12 protein-coding genes are annotated in these 17,113 nt (G+C 54.8%); 3 read left to right on the forward strand and 9 right to left on the reverse strand.

Annotation, left to right across the window (positions count from 1 at the left end; all coding sequences use genetic code 11):
• Window positions 1-5: 5 nt before the first annotated feature.
• Together KI610_RS14035 and KI610_RS14040 are read left to right on the forward strand one after the other, a co-directional pair.
• Window positions 6-2,789 carry a conjugal transfer protein TraG N-terminal domain-containing protein gene (locus tag KI610_RS14035; RefSeq protein WP_226495585.1) on the forward strand — a complete coding sequence of 928 codons (2,784 nt, stop codon included), beginning with the start codon at window positions 6-8 and terminating at the stop codon, window positions 2,787-2,789.
• A 693-nt stretch (window positions 2,790-3,482) separates the two neighbouring features.
• Window positions 3,483-3,782 carry a hypothetical protein gene (locus KI610_RS14040; protein ID WP_226495586.1) on the forward strand — a complete coding sequence of 100 codons (300 nt, stop codon included), beginning with the start codon at window positions 3,483-3,485 and terminating at the stop codon, window positions 3,780-3,782.
• Window positions 3,783-3,964: 182 nt separating this feature from the next.
• Here KI610_RS14040 and KI610_RS14045 read toward each other — a convergent pair whose 3' ends face one another.
• Window positions 3,965-4,165, reverse strand: coding sequence for a hypothetical protein (locus tag KI610_RS14045; RefSeq protein ID WP_226495587.1), 201 nt, complete (start codon window positions 4,163-4,165; stop codon window positions 3,965-3,967).
• A 207-nt stretch (window positions 4,166-4,372) separates the two neighbouring features.
• Here KI610_RS14045 and KI610_RS14050 point away from each other — a divergent pair, with 207 nt between their 5' ends.
• Window positions 4,373-5,902 (forward strand): LA2681 family HEPN domain-containing protein, encoded by a 1,530-nt coding sequence (locus KI610_RS14050; protein ID WP_226495588.1) that lies wholly within the window; start codon window positions 4,373-4,375, stop codon window positions 5,900-5,902.
• Between the two features lie 83 nt (window positions 5,903-5,985).
• On the opposite strand, the gene KI610_RS14055 is transcribed toward KI610_RS14050, so the two are convergent.
• From KI610_RS14055 to KI610_RS14090, 8 genes are all read right to left on the reverse strand, one after another.
• Entirely contained in the window at window positions 5,986-7,125 is a 1,140-nt protein-coding gene (locus KI610_RS14055) for a hypothetical protein (RefSeq protein ID WP_226495589.1), read from the reverse strand.
• 409 nt (window positions 7,126-7,534) lie between these two features.
• The gene (locus KI610_RS14060) at window positions 7,535-8,884 is read right to left on the reverse strand and encodes a type II toxin-antitoxin system HipA family toxin (RefSeq protein WP_226495590.1); all 1,350 of its coding nucleotides are present in this window, start codon (window positions 8,882-8,884) and stop codon (window positions 7,535-7,537) included.
• A complete protein-coding gene (locus KI610_RS14065; RefSeq protein ID WP_226495591.1) occupies window positions 8,881-9,144 on the reverse strand; it encodes a helix-turn-helix domain-containing protein in 264 nt (87 codons plus the stop codon). The genes KI610_RS14060 and KI610_RS14065 overlap by 4 nt, the downstream gene beginning before the upstream one ends.
• Before the next feature lie 192 nt (window positions 9,145-9,336).
• Window positions 9,337-9,618 carry an integration host factor subunit beta gene (locus KI610_RS14070; RefSeq protein ID WP_226495592.1) on the reverse strand — a complete coding sequence of 94 codons (282 nt, stop codon included), beginning with the start codon at window positions 9,616-9,618 and terminating at the stop codon, window positions 9,337-9,339.
• A gap of 527 nt (window positions 9,619-10,145) precedes the next feature.
• Window positions 10,146-13,982, reverse strand: coding sequence for a hypothetical protein (locus KI610_RS14075; protein WP_226495593.1), 3,837 nt, complete (start codon window positions 13,980-13,982; stop codon window positions 10,146-10,148).
• A gap of 583 nt (window positions 13,983-14,565) precedes the next feature.
• Window positions 14,566-15,069, reverse strand: a complete 504-nt coding sequence (locus KI610_RS14080; protein WP_226495594.1) for an SLATT domain-containing protein — start codon at window positions 15,067-15,069, stop codon at window positions 14,566-14,568.
• A gap of 6 nt (window positions 15,070-15,075) precedes the next feature.
• Entirely contained in the window at window positions 15,076-16,059 is a 984-nt protein-coding gene (locus tag KI610_RS14085; protein ID WP_226495595.1) for a nucleotidyltransferase family protein, read from the reverse strand.
• The gene (locus tag KI610_RS14090) at window positions 16,056-17,111 is read right to left on the reverse strand and encodes a nucleoid-associated protein (RefSeq protein WP_226495596.1); all 1,056 of its coding nucleotides are present in this window, start codon (window positions 17,109-17,111) and stop codon (window positions 16,056-16,058) included. Before KI610_RS14090 ends, KI610_RS14085 begins: the two co-directional genes overlap by 4 nt.
• Between the last annotated feature and the right edge of the window lie 2 nt (window positions 17,112-17,113).

The raw sequence follows: 17,113 nt of genomic DNA on the forward strand, positions 1-17,113 counted from the left end.
GCGCCATGTGGGAAATCTACGCCTACCAGAATGCCGATAGTCTGTTCGGTGTCTTCAATGCCGCGGCAGCGATTCACGCCTCGGGCGACTATGCAGCAGCGCTGGCAGCCGTGGCCTTCTGCGGTTTTGTGGCGGCCCTGATTGCCTATGCTTTCGCTCCCGAGAAGTTGCAGGGTTGGAAGTGGCTGGGCACAGTCGTGCTGGTCTTCTCGGTATTGATCGTTCCCAAGGTCACTGTGGGCATCGTGGACAAGACCGGTGGTTCGACCGTTAAAGTCGTCGGCAATGTACCGTTCGGGGTAGCCGCACTGGGCGGCATCACCAGCACGATCGGCAATACACTGACCAGCCTGTTCGAAACCGCCTTCCAGGTCATCCCGGGCGCTGGGGCCCTGCCGGTCGAACTGAGCTACCAGCAGAACGGCCTGATGTTCGGTAACCGTCTGATCCGCGAGACCGGCAATGTGGTGTTCCAGGATCCGGCCTTCCGCACCGACCTGATCAACTTCATCCACAACTGCACGACCTACGACCTGATCGACGGCACGCTCGATCCGGCGGCTTTTTCTGTATCGGACGATGTCTGGCCGCTGATGGCCTCTCCCAATCCGGCGCGCTTTTCCACGCTGACCGGCGCTGGTGGCAGTGTCGGCGTCGATACCTGCCCCAATGTCTATCTGAGCCTCAATGGCCGCTTGCCAGCCCAGATCACCCGTATCCAGGGGCGCCTGGCCTTTCAGCTCAATCCGACCTTGCCCGGCGCTGCTGCGGCAGCGGCCATTGCCGGACAAATCCAGCAGGCCTATCTCAAGAACAGCATTGCCACTGCGGCGGCGACGGCGGCCGACATCATTCGGCAAAACGCCATGCTCAACGCGCTTGAGGACACCAGCAAGATTGTCGGTCAGAAGGTCAATGACCCGGCGGCGATGGTGTTGGCGGTTGGTCGAGCCCAGGCGGTGGCCCAGCAGAACGCGAGCTGGCTCAATTACGGCAAGGTGGCTGAGCAGGCCCTGCCTGTTTTTAGAAACGTGGTCGAGGCGGTCACCTACGCGATGTTCCCCCTCATGGTCCTGCTGCTCCTGCTCACCAGCGGACGGGAAACAATGCTGGCCTTCAAAGGCTATGCGGCGGTGCTGATCTGGATTCAGTTGTGGCCGCCGCTCTACGCCATCCTGAACTACATGGCGTCGATCTACGCGGCTTACGACCTCGCCGCAGCGGCCGACCTCGGAACGGGGGGCAAATCGCTGGCATTGCAAACAGCGTCGACGATCTATTCGCGGGCGATCTCGGGTGAGGCTGTCGTCGGTTACCTCGCCATCAGTATTCCATTCATTGCGTGGGCCGCCCTGAAGCGCATGGAGAATTTCGGGACCGCACTGGTCGGTGGCTTGTCGGGGTTGCAAGGGATGATCTCGGGCGGCACCTCGGCCGCCACCGTCGGTAACATATCGATGGGGAATGTCGGTATGGACCAGATGCAACTGGCGCCCAACCGTACATCGGCATTCATGAGCAGTTGGCAAAACGATCTCTCCGGAAATACGTTTTCATCGAACGCGCTCACCGGCCGAACTGCGGTCAGCCTGTTGCGCAATCAGGGATTCGCTTCGCGAGTGGTCTCGATGCGTGTATCCGAACAGGATGTGCAGCAAGCCAGCCGGCAGGTCGACGCGGCGCGCGGTGAAGCCGTGACAGCGACCACGGAGCAATCGGCAGCACTATCTGAAGTGTTCTCTCGCGGGCTCAATAAGCTTCGCTCCACGCGCAACAGCAGCGGTTCCAGCACCAGTAGCTTCGAGCAAATGGGCGACACGCTGAACCAGTTGGATCAGATTACGCAAAGCGTTGCCCAGAGCACCGGTCTCAGCCAGGCGCAGGTCGCGCGAATTGCTTTCGGTGCTGCAGCCCATGTCGGCGTGAATGCCAAGGTCGCCGGTGCTGAACTTCATGCCAGCGCCGACAAGTCCTACCAGTCGAGCCTTTCCGCCCAGGAACAGAAAGCATTGGCCAGCCTGAGTGGGGAGCAGTTGGTAGCCTTCAAACAATTCGGTGACCGGGTATCGAGGGACGCCAGCTATATGCAGGCGCTCTCGAACGACGCGAGCGAGGCCCGCGAGATGTCGTCCCGGCTCGGTTCGACGCGGGCCCGTTCCGTGCGGGCGGATGCCACCCTTGCCGACCGCACCAGTTTTGCGGAACGTGTATCGTCCGCCTACGACAAGGGCGAATCCATCTCCATCGACATCGCCCAAGACCCGCACAACATGGAGATGTTCCTCCGGTACGCCCAGACCTACGGCGGCAACAGCGCCGCTGCTCACGCCTTGATGTCGGCCGAACTGGCCCGCCAGTCATTGCGCCCGAACCGGGTTATTTCGGATGGGAGCAGCCTCCCGACCTCCTTTGGTGACGTCCGCGACCTCCATGAAGAGCAGTTGCATGATGTCGCCATCACACCGGACATCAACGCAATCCACCAGGCTCAAGTGAGCAAGGCCTCACGCTTTGGCGGCAATCCAAGTCGTCCGCTGGAACAGAAAACTGAACCACCGTCGCCCGTGCGCGAGGAAGTGCAGCAACGCGCCGCCCAGATTCACCGAGAAACCGCTGCAAAGCGCGGAGAATTCGACGACAAGGCTGAAATCATCAAGACTGACGACGGGACATTGGCATCGAAGAAGTCGCTGATGTGGCAATCAGCCAGGCAGGTCTACAAAGATGGAGAGGCAACGGCAGATAATGCAAAGGATGCCGTGCAGGACCTGATCAAGTCAAAAAAGTAACCGCTACCGATCCCAGCGCCGAACAGGGACATCTCCCTTGAACAAAGACCCAGACGTGCCCCCTGGTCTGCCATCAATCCGTCGCCGCCGCAACCTCCTGCGGCCTCGTCCAATGCCCGTCAACGCACTGGCGAGCGGAACGGCAAAGAGTAGCCCAATACCCACCATGACTGCCCCTGCACCCCATTCACCTTTTGCTGCGATAGCAACCAGCAATCCGATCCCTGCCCCTATCGCCAGGATCGCGAAGAAGAAAAATTTCCGCATATCGACCTCCTGATATCAGGCTAATCGCGGAAATGCCGTCAGCAAGCCACTGATTCAAGTCAAATGCTATTGCCACACCCAAGCGCCGGGGAAATCGTTAGACGGATCACTTCTTTTGTAGCAACAACAGGATCATCAGAGTTTGATGAGGTTTCTGGTCGGAAGCTTTCTATGCCGATACAGGCATAGGCCCCAGCAAGTTGGTAGATCCCTCCAACCTGTAACCAGACGTTGGTCACCCAGCACCATAGAACATCTAGCTCGAAGTTCCCTGAAGGCATACTCCCAATTCGACACGGTACAAGGCATCCATCGGATTCGCGGGTTTCTGACAAATCTATGCATTGCGGGGTTGAAATCTATCCGCATGGACTCATATCCAACGCAGGTTGCCATTCCGGCAAACCAACCAAGGGAGAATCAAAAATGCCGAAGCTGACGAAAGAAGACCTTCATTATGAATATAGCTGGACGGTTACCGCGGGGGACAACCCCAGACTCATTTCTGATGACGCGAACCATCTCAGTCGGAACGAAGGGTATGAAATGCTTTTGTACTTGAATTCGCTGACAGGGAAAGATAAGGCGGACCTTCCTAAGAAAACACGGCTCATTGTCGAGTGGATGCTTAAAGAGCACTACAAATCTACTGCGCCAAGTCGGCAGACCGTGACCGGTTGGGTCGTGGAAAACTTTTCCAAACTTAGCCCTAGCTACCCGTATTAGACCGCTCTCGCCCCACGCCTTCTTCGGGAGAGTCTGTTTCTTCAGAAGGGGAAATATGCACCATCGAGTTTGTGCCCCCTTCCCCGCCTCCCTGTTCAACTCCGCGTCGTGCGGCTGGCAGCCAGATGCCCCAAGACGGACGGATCAAATTTTCCCTCTGCCAGTAATTCGTCGACCGTGGTCTACGGGAATCTAACCGCATCAGCAATGAAACCTCGTCGCTCCTCAATGAGGAACAGCATGTTCTCGCGCAAGAAATCCCGTTTGGCCTCCAGCAGCCGCTCATCTACGATCACATTGGAGATCGCTTCTGGCAACTGGGCGCTCATCCGCGACAAGACACTACGGACCAGTTGCGGCGCCACATCTGACTCATAGGCCATTGCATTCCAGTGCGCTCCCTCGACCCAGCCAGGCTTGTCTCTCCGGTGATCGCCATGGACAGGGTCTGTCTGGTCAGGTAAACGATCGTTGATCCTTTACATTGCAGACAGCCGATTCAGGTCGCTAGTCTGCCGTGCTTGGGGAGTGAAAGTGAACGTCGCAGGCGAGCATACAAAGAAAGCATCGAGAGTAATTGGGGCGGAGATATGACCGAGCAAGACGACAACTTTCAAATACGATTTGCCGGCATGCAGGCGGAACTCTACGGTCTGCTTGACACTGACCCGGCAGCGGCCTTGGCGCGGCTTGACGCGCTCGACGCTGCCGAGTTCGGCAAGGCGACACTCCTAGCTATGCGTGCGAGCTTTTTTATCGATGCAGGGGGATTGTGCAAAGACATCGCTTTGGTTGCCCGCGGTATCGAAATTTTCGAACACCTAATCACGCAATATCCTGACGAGGAAAACTTCAAGTACAACCTCGCCAACGGGCTGACTGCCATTACCGACATCGAACCCTACGATGATCGGGGCTGGTACTTGAAGACATCATCGTGGCGCCAGCGCGCCAAAACCCTGTATCAGCACTGCGCCGACGCTTCATCGGAACGCGATCTGCAGGCGCGCGCCCAGACCAACCTCGGCAATGCCCTATTGAAGGCTTATCGTTTCGTAGAGGCCTATGATTGCTATTGCCGCGCTCTCGAGTCCGACCCGAGCAACGCGATCGCCGCCACCGGCGCTGCACGAGTCCTGCTCTCTTATGCCAGCGCCGGCATTGGTGACCAGGACTCGCTCCTGATAGCCGCCAACGAGCATCTGCGCTACGCCCGGCAAAATCCTCATCGCCTCCGGGAACTGGCGGGCGAACACGCCCTTGAGGCGCTGACACCGCTGCTTCAGCAAACTCTACCGGAATTGCGCCGGCCGGATTTTTCGGAAGCGACCCCCTACCAGCGTTTCGTGCGAGATTATCGCCTCGCCCTCTCACCGACCATCGAGGGGTTCGACTTGTCGCTCAAGCGCTGGGACTCGCTCAAGCTGCCAGGAATTTTCGAACCAGCGGGAACCCTCTATCGGATACCCACGGTCTTCGCGACCTTCAACGTATTGAAGGCCGACTACTTGGCGGTACGCCATTTAGCATTTACCGCACTACAAGATCCACCGCCGGAGAGCGGCAGCTACGCCGATACGCTGGACTATGCTTGCTATGGCATCGACACCGCCAGCCTTAGCCTGGCCCAACGAACCTGCGTCGATGTTCTGGACAAGTTGACGGTCGCCCTGCTCCATTACTTGGGCCAGATCAAACCTGAGCGGAACGCTACATTCCTCAATTCGTTTTTCGAACCCGGCGATGCGCCCAAACAGTGGAAGGCACGTATCAGAGAGGAAATCGACTGCGGCAATCGTGGGCTTCTCGCCCTTGCCGAAATGGCAACCGATGTTTCACACCAAGGTTATCTCCAACCTAAACGCCAATTGCGCAATGCCTCCACCCATCGTTTCATTGTTCTGCACGATATATCACTTGCTACAGCGCCCGACGTCGACATCATCGATCGCTACTACAAGGATGAATTTCGTCAGCACCTCATTGAAACACTTCAACTTGTCCGAGCAGCCCTGATTTACTTTGTGGAAACTGTTTCCGACCGAGAAAGACGGTTTCCGGTGGACAATGCTTGGGCTCTAGATGTGCCGGACCACGACTGGATTCGAGGGGAAAACTGACGTGACCTTGGGCACTGGGGGCATCGTCCGACGTATTGACGCAGAACCACGGAGATCTGGACGCGGCTTCCCGGCGAACTTTTCTACGATGACGGAAACGCTCTGCTCACCAACGTTGCCATCTGTTCAGCTTTCACCAACCAAATATCGCTGCTCAGTTGTGGAATGTTTCGCTCAGGTCCGCAGAATTGCCGAGCGAAGACAATGGCTTCTTGCGTTATTAGATCGGGATGAATGGCAATCCCGCGTGGTAGTCCTAGCTCGGCGAACATTCCCGCCTGTCCTGGAATCAATTTTTTGTAGGTCATTGCGCCAAGGAACCGTGTGAGTTTCGCGTCCATCGTGCAAAACCAAAGATCCCATCGCTCACCATCGAGGCCACGATCCTCCATGACGATCCCCGCATTAATTTGGGCAATGTCGTTGGCTGAATTAAAGGCGAGGTGGAAGACCTCCGTAGAAGTTCGCGGACGTCTGCCCAGCGGCTTGCGCCCTTGTCGTCGTCGCGCAAAATTCCTTAACACAGCAGCATAAAACACCTCTCCGTCATTGCCGACCGAGTATCCCCCTGCCGCCGCTCGCTCAACGAGGTCACCCAGTACAAAGCAAGCGATCATGGTTTCCTTGACGCTGAACACACCAACAAATTCAAGCATCAGGTCGAGATATCGCCGGATACGCGACATTGGGGTTTCAAGGCTGAGATCACTATCCACAACTAGCATTGCAAGCAGACTGACGAATGAACACGCTCGAAACTTCTGCTCGTCCGGCGTCAGTTTAAAGAAGCCGCAGTTGTCGAGATGTGCCGGGAGCTTCGACGGGATCGCGCTGCTCCAAGAAAGATTGGAGGGGTCATCCTCCAATTCGAGTTGATAGGCAGCCAGAAAATCATCATAGTCTTTTCGGACCAGGTTGGGATCTCCCTGCACTTCGGTCAACGCGATGCCTGGATGTATCGACAGTGGGATCGATTCCTTGTTGCATAACCAGATTAGCTCGACAAAATCAAAGAGCCCCCATCGCACTAGCTTTTCGTAGCCCGGTACGCCGTCCCTATCCTGTTGATGGTCGAGGATGTTGATAAAGACATTTGCATCGAGTTGAACGGCTGTACGGATTCCATTGGCGGCGTTGCTGCGTAACCGTTCAATATCGAGGCGTGGATTTTTTTCGCCTAGCTTCGTAGCTAGTTTGATCAAATAGCTCTTTTGTTCCGCCATGTGGTTCAAGGAGTGGTTAGTGGTTACGCAACTTATTCTACGCAAAAATCATAGAGGCTCACTCCGAACAAGGCAGTTCTATGACCTCTACCTCAGCATTCAACTGATCCAGAGGTTGGAGACCCTGTAACCTTCTCCCTCCTGCCAGAGCACCATGCCGGATTCGTCAACGTCTTCGAATTCATCCCGCACGAGAATGATCATGTCCTCGCCATCGCTTGTATGCCCCCTGATGTCTTCTCCCCGCTCCTGATCATGGTGCCATGGGTGCCTGAACCTGGGCCATGATGCCGGCTCGGATAGAGCTTGCCGATGATCGGCCTTTCAAATGCGGGTCTTGGAAAACCTCAATACATTTGCCTGTCATATCAACTAAACCTATCTCAAGGTAATGGATGTTTTCGTAAAGTTACCGTTTGCGCCGCTGCGGGGCCAGTAATTCAGAGCGACCGATCGTCACATGGGTTGGTTCGGGGGACTCGGGTTCGGAAAAACCAGCCGCGGCAATCGCGCCATCCAGGCCTCGGAATGCTACGGACTTCTTCGGGTCGCGTAGCGATGCCATGCCTTCATTCCAGGCATGCACCATTTGCTTGGCAATTGGACGCCAGTGCGGCTCGTTCTTGGCCGCTTCGATCACTTCTGCGCCGACCTCAACCGCCGATTCGCACAAGCGCTCGACCATGTCAGCATAGTCCCTTGGTGCAATGCCGAGCCGTGCATTGAAAAAGCGCTGCAGTGCCTTACCAGCCGCCCAGGTCTGCCGACCGTCGATGGATAAGCCCGGTGGGTTGTTCGCATAGCGCGGGTAAGCCTGAGTGGTCACGATGTCATAGACCGGCGTAAAGGTCACATCGCCAAGCCGGGTGTAGTACAGCGCGACGTTCTTGGCGTGACAGTCCGCATTGCGCACCACATAGTTGGCCAGCACATGCCAGCCAAATTGCTCCAACTGGACGCGCACGTGCGCGGGCGGCAGGTAGGCACGCGTGGCGTTCAGCACCTTCTCGGTGGTGGTTGCGTACTTTTCGTGAGGGGGCAGACCGAGCAACCCGCAGGCATCTTCGAGCCCGTGCGTTGGCACACCTTGTTCGTCCACGTCGAAGCGTTCGACCACCAGCACCCGGCCATCGTCGGACATCCGGGTTCGGGCCACCGGCACGACATTCAGGCGCTCCAGCACCAGCATGCTGTAAAACTCATTGAAGCCGAGGTAGGGCGTGCTGTCGTCCGAGCCCTTGATGATGTGGCGACTGGTACGCAGCGTGGGCTTGCCCAGCGGGCCCAGTGTCTCGTCGGGTGCTTCTTCCGGCGCGATGAACTTAGGGACCATGCCTGAAATGGATGCTCGGGCATAGCGACGCACCAGCGATGAGAAGTGCTCGGTGGTGTTGTCCGCCGTCAGCAGTTTGTCGATCTGCAGGGGCTCCATCTCGACGCCGGGCTTGCCACCTTCGGGCGTGATCGTGACGCGGCCGATGCCGGTGCCCCCCACGACCGCCAGCAATGACAGATCCGTGCCGTCGAGCAACGGCCCGAACTCCTCGCGGATGATGTTCAACAGGTAGCCTTCGGGCAGGTTCTGGCGAAAGAACGGATGCAGGTCGCGCGGCCAGCGCCAAGGCTCGTCGCGCACTGGCATGGTCAGGCTGATGAAATCGGCCGCATCAGCGCCCGGCAGATACTTGAGCACATACTCGTCGCGTTCGCGGTAGAGTTGGGCAACGGTCTTGCCACTGACTTGGACGTCGAGCTTCATGGCAAGTCACCTTGGCGCTGCTCGGCCAGGATATCTTCGACCGTGCGCACATGCCCAGGCTTCACCAGCCTCAAGTCGTAGCCTGCTGCTTCGAGCAGGCGCACCAGCGCAGACACGCTCATGTCGCCCTTGGCCAGGGTTTCCATACGCGCCACGGTTGTGCGCGAAACCCCCGCCCGCTGGGCGAGTTCATCCTGACTCAGCCGCGCTTCGCGGCGAGCACTCTTGAGCATCTCGGCAACATCGGAAAGTGCTGTCACTGTAGCCCCTAGGCGTCAAATTAGCATCTAATTGCTATTAATGTAGCCCTTGGGACACATTAATTCAAGTAGGCAATCCGACAAATCAGGAACCCTCGCTTTTCACAACTCACAACACCGCTGTGCGCGCTTGCCCCATACCGGAAATTCATATCACGGGTAATTCAGCAATGAGCGCACTGATTGTATCGATCACGCTGCATTGACCAGTTCTCGCAGTTCCTTCCCCGGCTTGAAATGCGGCGTCCATTTTTCCGGAATGTTGACTCGCTCGCCGGTCCTTGGATTTCTGCCGATGCGCGGCGGCCGGTAATTCAGGCTGAAACTCCCGAAGCCCCGGATCTCGACACGGCCACCACGGCTGATCGCATTCCCCAGAGCACCCAAAATCTCGGCAACGGAAAGTTCGGCATCCTTCAGGACGAGTTGTGGGAAACGCTGGCTAAGTGATGCAATCAGTTCTGATCGGGTCATGATTCAGTAGTTAATCGACTATTTCGAAGTCCGGGTTTAAGCCACGAGGGAAAATATTTTGAATGCTAGTGGCGGTGGATTCGCGTGAAATTAGTCACGATTTCCCACAGTATTTTTGCAAACAGCGTCACTCTTGCGGGAACAGGCAGCATTAGCTGTTGATAAGGGCCTGCGCTGATGGATTGTTTTGAGCTAGCACTAGCCTGGCTTATTACCGCAATGCGGTCATAGCCTGGAACGATGTCTTCTCGACTCACTGCTTGCAGGCGTCACGTCGAACTCACACAACCTGCCAGTAGGGGACGTACCTTTTTGCCGGAGTGCCGACCGTCAATGGACTGCTCCACTCCAAAACCTGCCGTATGGCCAACGGAAGGACATCGGTAGAATCCGCAGGCCATAGCTGACGTTCGATCAGTCTCTCTTGAATAACTGCAGTTGTTCAATTTGCCGCCACCGAAGTGACTGGTGGCGTCAATTCGAAGGCGGTATAGCAGTGACCATACCTCCGCAATAACAACGCTGATTCATTCAAAGCTACCTGTCTCAGATCGCTCGTCATCCCTCTCCCTCTGTTCTTCGCGTTCGATGAGCCTGAATACGCGAGCCTTCATTTCCTCTATCAATGACGCGAGTTCTGGACTGCCGGTCGGGTTGAGTTCATCTAAGTGTTCGAACCTCTTGCGCATGATTGCCGCACGGGAACCAGACCAAGAATTGGGAGAGAAACGGCTGGCTAGTGTTTCGAGAACCTTCTTTTTGTCTGGAGCAAGAGCCAGAAGCGTTTTAGCTGCGCTTGATATGCCTATGACGGCTATGTCGCTAGATTCACCAGAATTTGGTCTTTCGAATAGTTTGCAGGTCTGTGCCGCAAATACGCATCTGTCTTCAGGAGAGACTTTGCACCACTCAATCAAGGCTTCCTCTGGCACAACTCCTATTGCTGTGTCCCCATGCCTATCGAGTCGAACGGTCAGCATGCGCATAAGAGCGGTGTGCTCATCTTTGGTATAAACGGCATCCAAGGCTTCAATTGGACATTTTTTGAAAAATGGCAAGAGTACGTTGCCAAGGCGACGCGGAAATATCCTCTTTCCGGCGCGTTCCTGTTGGATCAATCGATTAAGTGTCTTGGTAGCCACCTCATGTGGCTCGATGCTATCAAGAGAATATTTGATCACGCTCTCCAGGTGATGCAGAAAGTTTTCGTTCGTAAGATCAATCAAACACCAATCAAGCTCACCAACGAACTTCAAGCAATAGGCCCGCAACTCCTCTTTATATTGTTCATCTTTAGTGTCGGTGCAGTGAATCACCATGTAAAGCACATCAATTGCTGCAGGCAAGCCTTCGTCCGGCTTTCCAGCCAGAAGCCCCAGCAAAGCAGAAATTTGAGCAACAGTGAGCAGATCGGTTCTGCGTCCGCAACCGAGATTCGTATATTTCCAGCAAGATGCTCGGCCGAGCTCTAGAGATTTCATGAGTCTCGAATAGCCCACCTGATCAAGTTCAATTGCGAATTGCAGGTTTGGAAACAGTGGCCCCCAAACTTCATCTCCAACAGTTTCATCCAGAAAAGCAGCAACTTCATCGGGCTTGGCCTGGTTCCAGCCGTTGATTAAGCCGGTGATGAATTGAAGGTCAAATCCGTCGGCTGGCGGATGTTCGACCAATGGCTTTAGGCGATCAAGAATCTGTCGCGTAGAAACTGAAGCTTGGCCTAGGCCAACAGCAAAGCACCAAACCTTGTCGGTTGTATTCCTATTCGATATGAATAGCGAAAGGTCAGCGAGTACATCTGTATCCTGTGCGGCAGCTTTTCCGAGCGCCTTGGCCTCTTCATGCGCTTTCACATACCAATCTGTCGGCGAGTCTTCTTCAGAATCGTCAAGATCAACGCCAAATGATCCTCTCTGGAGAACTTTGGCATGGATTTTTGCTCGCAAATCTCTAGGCGTAATTTCCTTTTCCAGCGCCTTCAACCTTTCGAGTGAATCGGGAGCGATGCGCTCTTTATCCCAATGTAGGGTGTTTCGGATACCGATCCATCCATCGGGCCACCCGTCAATTGGAGCTAACTCTCGCGCAGCTTGGATCAATGTATCTTCCATTCTGGCATCACCCCATAGCCCCCTGAAGGCACTTCCCAATATGGCGCGAGCATCGGAGCCCAAAGCTGTTGTAGCCTTCCCAATATCAATAGCGATCTTAACGAATGGCTCATACCAGCCCTGAATTTCTTCCAGGGTTCGTGGAAACCATCCATATCCGCGTTTTAATGCCCCAAAGTCGAAGCCGTAGTCAGATGAGAAATTTTGGGATTCAAGTCCTGCCCGCAGAAGAGCCAATGCCAGCTTTTGCTTGGCGTCACCTCCTGAAAAAGCTAGCGCCCTAACAAACGCAGCTCGCTGTTCTGGAGGGGAAAGAGTTCCAGAAAGATGGACGTAGAACAGAGATTGAAGGATGTCGAGTGTCGAGTCCGATTTGAAATCGTTGGGTTCTGCTAATGCTAATTTCAAAAGTGCCGATGCTGCATCGTCAAACATGTTGGGCTCATAAGCTAGCGAGCGCAGCAGGCGAGCAGTATGTGCTCTACTGGAGTTCGTTACAGCAACAAAATCGGGGTTTTCGACGGCACGAAGTACTGCATTCAGCGCTGCACGTTGATTTACCGGCGAAACGTTTTCAAGCATTTCCCGCTTCAGTCTGCTTAGGTTGGTGACATTGCCAAGAAGACCTTCCGGCTTTAGCCAATCTTCAACTATCCGTTGAGCTTGCCTCGATTCGTGCAAATAGCCCAGCCTCCTTGAGAAGGAGCGTGCAACACGTTCTGATGCATCGGTAACAAACCTTTGGACGAGTAAGCTCGGGTGGTTAGATTGAACGGCGTTGAGGGCTAGTCGGTTTGAAATTGCGTGGGGAAGTACCGCTCCCCACATCCCCCGTTCCTGCACTAACCCTCGTTTCTGAAGTTCGGAGACGTTTCGATAAAACGTTGAGATCGTGACCTCTGCAACCGCAGAAAGGGCTGCTAGCTCTGAATCTTTGCCTGTGTCCACAGCATCGAATGAATACAAGAGGCTCGCAGCCTCTGCACACCGTTGCAGCTCGTTGCTTTCACTGTGCTTCTGAATAAACAGACGTTCGAAGAGGTCGTTGTCCAGAAGCTGAGCTAACTCACCTTTGGATTCAGAGGTTGCTGCAAGGGCAAACGCTACTCGGGCGTTTCCATCAGAAAATTCGACAATCTTCTGGACATCTACGTCGGAAAGGTTTTTGGTGTGGCGTTTAAGAAGCTTTGCGATAACTTCACTGGACGACCCCTCTAGGTGATAACAGGCAGTTCCTTCTGGCAGGTTGTCTCTTATGTCGTACTCAACGGTAACGAGCCGAACCTTGCTATCAGGGCGCTTCACAATTTCCGTGAGCCTCTGATGGACGTCCTGCCCACAGTTGTCGACCACAACGACACTTTCTGAACCTTCTAGGATGAGGGCTTCAAGCATCGCCGTTGGTTGTGGCGACGGATTGTCGGATAGGTCGGTATACAGCACATTATCTTGGTCAAGCGCCGCATTCGCAGTTTCGATTCGCTTGTCAAAAAGGGCTTGAACAAGGCGCGTCTTCCCGACCCCGGATAAACCAACGATGCGTACCGATGAGCCGCTCTTGTTTAGATCTGCGCGCAGCCTATTTATGGCGCCAATGACCTCAATTCCATCCTCTGTGTTTGGGACAAGGACTTTAACCTTGTCGTCCAGAAGGTACTCGTCGTCTACGCTTTTTTCGTGATATGCCCATGGCCCATAGGATCTCCAGCCCTCAAGTGGCTTTCCAAATTCATTTTTTACCCAGGCAACTATTGCGGGGTGGTTCTCTGTCCAATCAGCGACTTTCCTGCTGTCGTAAAAATCCAGAAAAACCCGACCGCCTAACCCATGTTCCTCCAAGCAGTCGGCCATAGCCTGTTTACGTTCCCCCAGCGACAAGTCTGATAAGTCGTCCCTGGTCGAAACGATAACGTAGGCTCCCGACTTGCCAGCAAGATCACTTAGGGCCGGCCGTATTATCCCCTTGGGTGCCATTTCTCCAGGGATTTTGGGTTTTCCAAAGGGTTCCGCCTTGACTTGATAGACCGTGGAGTCTCTGGGGATGTACCCAGTAACAATGGCTCCGGGAGTTGCTTCAACACGAACGTCGACTCCGCCATCTTTAGCCCTTTGGTCTCCACCCCAGGTAACCGCATCCGTTCCAATTCCACCAGCCTGAAGTTCTGCTTTACACAGCCGTGCCACCAACTCTCGAGCTTGGCCGTCGTTAAGAGCCTTTATGTCTGCTGACGTGATGCGAAAAATTGGATGCATTGCTGTTGGCTTTCTGTTGTCGTGTGCTAGTGAAAACTGTCAGCATGCAATTTTACGCGCTCCTCATATTCGTGATGGGACCTAAGCTCTCGGCCTTGGTGGCAGGGCTGATCACGCGATTAGATACATATACTTCATCCGGAGCCGCCGACCATCGCTTGAACTGTCCAATGGCCGGTTCGGACGCCATACCTGCCGGTCGTTGCCAGGATGCTCAACTACAGCTTTGGCCGAAAAACGGTCTCATGCCAACGACAATAGGCAGAAAATCTGTGCCATTACAGCCATTCGGCCACACCCGTTTGAACGGCTGCAGTAGCGCACAAAGCTGACTGCAAAGTCTCTACAAATCCCGGGGCAATTCAACTTCCACGAGACGAGCCTGTCTAACCCAGGCTCATAATCGCGCGGAAATTCCGGTTGGCCACCCACGTACGCCCAGTACTGACGGGTGGCACCAACGTTGGCCTTGACCGATCGACCAGTCGATGGGCGAAAGGCGAGGGAGCCGTAGCCAGCCGCCTCCTCCCGCACGCGCCAGCTATTGAAAAACGGAGCACAGGAGCAGTTTGCGAGCCGCCCACTAGGGAAGTTCGTCGCCCTGCTTCGCCTTCTCGCGCGAGAAAACAGCGGCGTCAACGTCAGGCGCCTCCTCCGCCAACATGTCGAGCTTCGCACGAACCGCGGCCAACTCCATGGATTTGATCTGGGCCTGGATATGAAGTGTTTCCAGTTCGCGTCGAACCGCTCCGAACTTGGCCCCAAAGATCCTGTGCTTCTCCGACCGCTCCGAAAACTTGAAGAAGGTCTGGAGGCTCGAAAGTACTGTCGCGACTAGGCTGCACAACCCCACAATCAGCTTGGCGTAGAGGGGAACCGTCTGAGAGAGAATCGATGCGAACGCTGAGGCGCCCACGATCGCGGTGATGACGATGACCGGAACGCCGAAGACCCGCCCATAGCGCCCCAAGCGCTTGGCGGCGTTGTAGTGGAAAAACTGCGACTCGCGCGCGCGTCGCAACCAGGCGAGCACAAGCTCTGCGTCATTCGTTGGAGGGGTATAGCGTGTGGATTCAGGGGGCGCCATGGTTATCTATTCATAGGAAACACCAAGGTCCGCACATACGAGCTGCAGTCCGGGCAAAAGAGATTCATCAGGCCACGAGCGCTTCGTTTCGTTGAAGTGATTTTCGACGAGCCAATATGTGAGCACGCAACCTGCGCTACTGAACAACTTATCACTAAGCCGATCCACCATTCGCGACCGAACGACGGGCGCATTTACCGCCGCACCGACATCGCTCAATATCACGTTTTCTAGGAGGTGTTGGAATCTATCGAAAATAACCGGACACACGAGATCGCTCGAGGAGGCGTTTTGCTGGGTGGCCTGGCCATACACACCTGCAAGATATTCCAGCCATCTATTTCGGTCAGCTGCAACCTCCTCCAACTGCTTCGCCGTTTCGCAAAATATCGAATCAGTTGTTTCCATCAGGGCCATCGATCTAGCTACCAGACGCTTTGCACTCGGCGGAATGGAGCGAAAGTTCTTGTAAATTTTGTCGTGACACAGCTCGGCATAAGCATGCTGCATCATCGTGCGGACTTGGATTTCACACGTCACGTCGTCGGTAAGAATATGCCCATCGATGGTAGTGCCGCGACTCCCCTTGATTAGTAGATGAATCGACTGGTAGTCAAAGACTACAGGATCATCGTCAACGTCATCCTCGAAGTGACGCACCCTGGCAGTACTCCATCCAGAAAATCCCTTGATGACATTCTCGATAATCTGCAAATCCGTGCGGAGAAGCACGACAAATCTAGCGCCCGCGAGATCATGCATTTCCTTTGCCGACTCTAGAACACCCCAGTGATCAAATTTCTTCAGGGCGGACTCTTCAGTTTTCAGCCTGTACCGCGGATCAATTTTAAAGAAGCCTTCAAAGCGCTCCGGTCCAATTTCTGCCCTGACCATTTCAGAAATCAACTTCACGGATTCACACGCCCATAGCTCAAGCAGAGGAGCGTTGGCACGCATCTCTGCAAGAAATTGGTCACGCGAGATCTTCACTCTTGGCTCTCTACTGTTCCGCGGATCTTCACGATGGTCGTGTCATCAGTCGGCGCCTCGATCGAGACAAGATAGATTTGGTCAGCTGGCGTGCTGATCATGACTCCGCTGGTGAAAACGATTTTCTGCCGGCGCTTCAGCCTCGACTTGATGTATTCAGTATCTTTGGTGATGGCGTGAGTGCTGATGTTGGCCTTCGCCATGAACGTAAGGTACTTACTTTGCATCGCGGGCTCCAAATGTTCGTCGGAGAATCCCTTCACGCTGATAGTATTCTTATTACTTCGCAGTTCTGCACGCAACGCTTCGCCAAGCGCAATCTTTGTCGAACTCGGGATAGGTTGCGCTTGTAGAAATTCGTTGGTTTTGTCGAAGAATTCTCTCGTTCGATGGCGATCAGAGGCAGCAACGTCGGCGCCCAGAAATTCAGAGTGGAAGTAGAACGCGGCACTTCGCGTCTCCGTCCCCGTCATCAGGTGATCGAACAAGTGAACCGCGAAATGCTCCGGCGCCGTCTTGGTGCCAAGTTTGCTCGTCTTCTGAACGAATCCGATTTTGTAAAGCTTTTGGCTCTCCGCAAAAAAAATATCGCTCAAGTAGTCGACGCTTGTTTTTCCCTTGCTGGAGGTTTCGGTCAGTCCGTCCTGTAATTCCGATTTTACGACCGCGGAGAATGGCATCTGACTTTTAGAGGTGTGGCCCGAGATAACAATCAGCTTGCTCGCAGACAGATTCTTGGACTGTTGAGCCCTCGTCAGATCGTGCGCCACGATGGCGGAACTTGCGATGAATTGGGCATCGTCCCCTTCCATCAGATCCACTGAATTGGCGAAGTAGCTCTGCGGCCCGGTGTTGTGGAATTGAGCCTGAATGCCGTGCGAGTGATGCCCGAGTGCCTGACTGATTCGCTTTGCGAACATGTCTAGACCCGGCTTGGCGAGGGTCACGAGCGAGGTAGCGCAAATCGGCGCCACAAAGCCCTTATCCTCCGCCCGCGGCGGGATGTGGTGGACAATAATGCGTTCGATTGACAGAAAAGTGAGGTCAATCATCG

The organism is Ferribacterium limneticum (assembly GCF_020510565.1).
Classification (GTDB): Bacteria; Pseudomonadota; Gammaproteobacteria; order Burkholderiales; family Rhodocyclaceae; genus Azonexus; species Azonexus limneticus_B.

Excerpts from the sequence above, each read along its gene's own strand:
- KI610_RS14060 (WP_226495590.1), bottom strand. The coding sequence starts at position 8,884 with ATGAAGCTCGACGTCCAAGTCAGTGGCAAGACCGTTGCCCAACTCTAC.
- KI610_RS14040 (WP_226495586.1), top strand. The coding sequence starts at position 3,483 with ATGCCGAAGCTGACGAAAGAAGACCTTCATTATGAATATAGCTGGACG.
- KI610_RS14045 (WP_226495587.1), bottom strand. The coding sequence starts at position 4,165 with ATGGCCTATGAGTCAGATGTGGCGCCGCAACTGGTCCGTAGTGTCTTG.
- KI610_RS14075 (WP_226495593.1), bottom strand. The coding sequence starts at position 13,982 with ATGCATCCAATTTTTCGCATCACGTCAGCAGACATAAAGGCTCTTAAC.
- KI610_RS14050 (WP_226495588.1), top strand. The coding sequence starts at position 4,373 with ATGACCGAGCAAGACGACAACTTTCAAATACGATTTGCCGGCATGCAG.
- KI610_RS14070 (WP_226495592.1), bottom strand. The coding sequence starts at position 9,618 with ATGACCCGATCAGAACTGATTGCATCACTTAGCCAGCGTTTCCCACAA.
- KI610_RS14035 (WP_226495585.1), top strand. The coding sequence starts at position 6 with ATGTGGGAAATCTACGCCTACCAGAATGCCGATAGTCTGTTCGGTGTC.
- KI610_RS14055 (WP_226495589.1), bottom strand. The coding sequence starts at position 7,125 with ATGGCGGAACAAAAGAGCTATTTGATCAAACTAGCTACGAAGCTAGGC.
- KI610_RS14090 (WP_226495596.1), bottom strand. The coding sequence starts at position 17,111 with ATGATTGACCTCACTTTTCTGTCAATCGAACGCATTATTGTCCACCAC.
- KI610_RS14080 (WP_226495594.1), bottom strand. The coding sequence starts at position 15,069 with ATGGCGCCCCCTGAATCCACACGCTATACCCCTCCAACGAATGACGCA.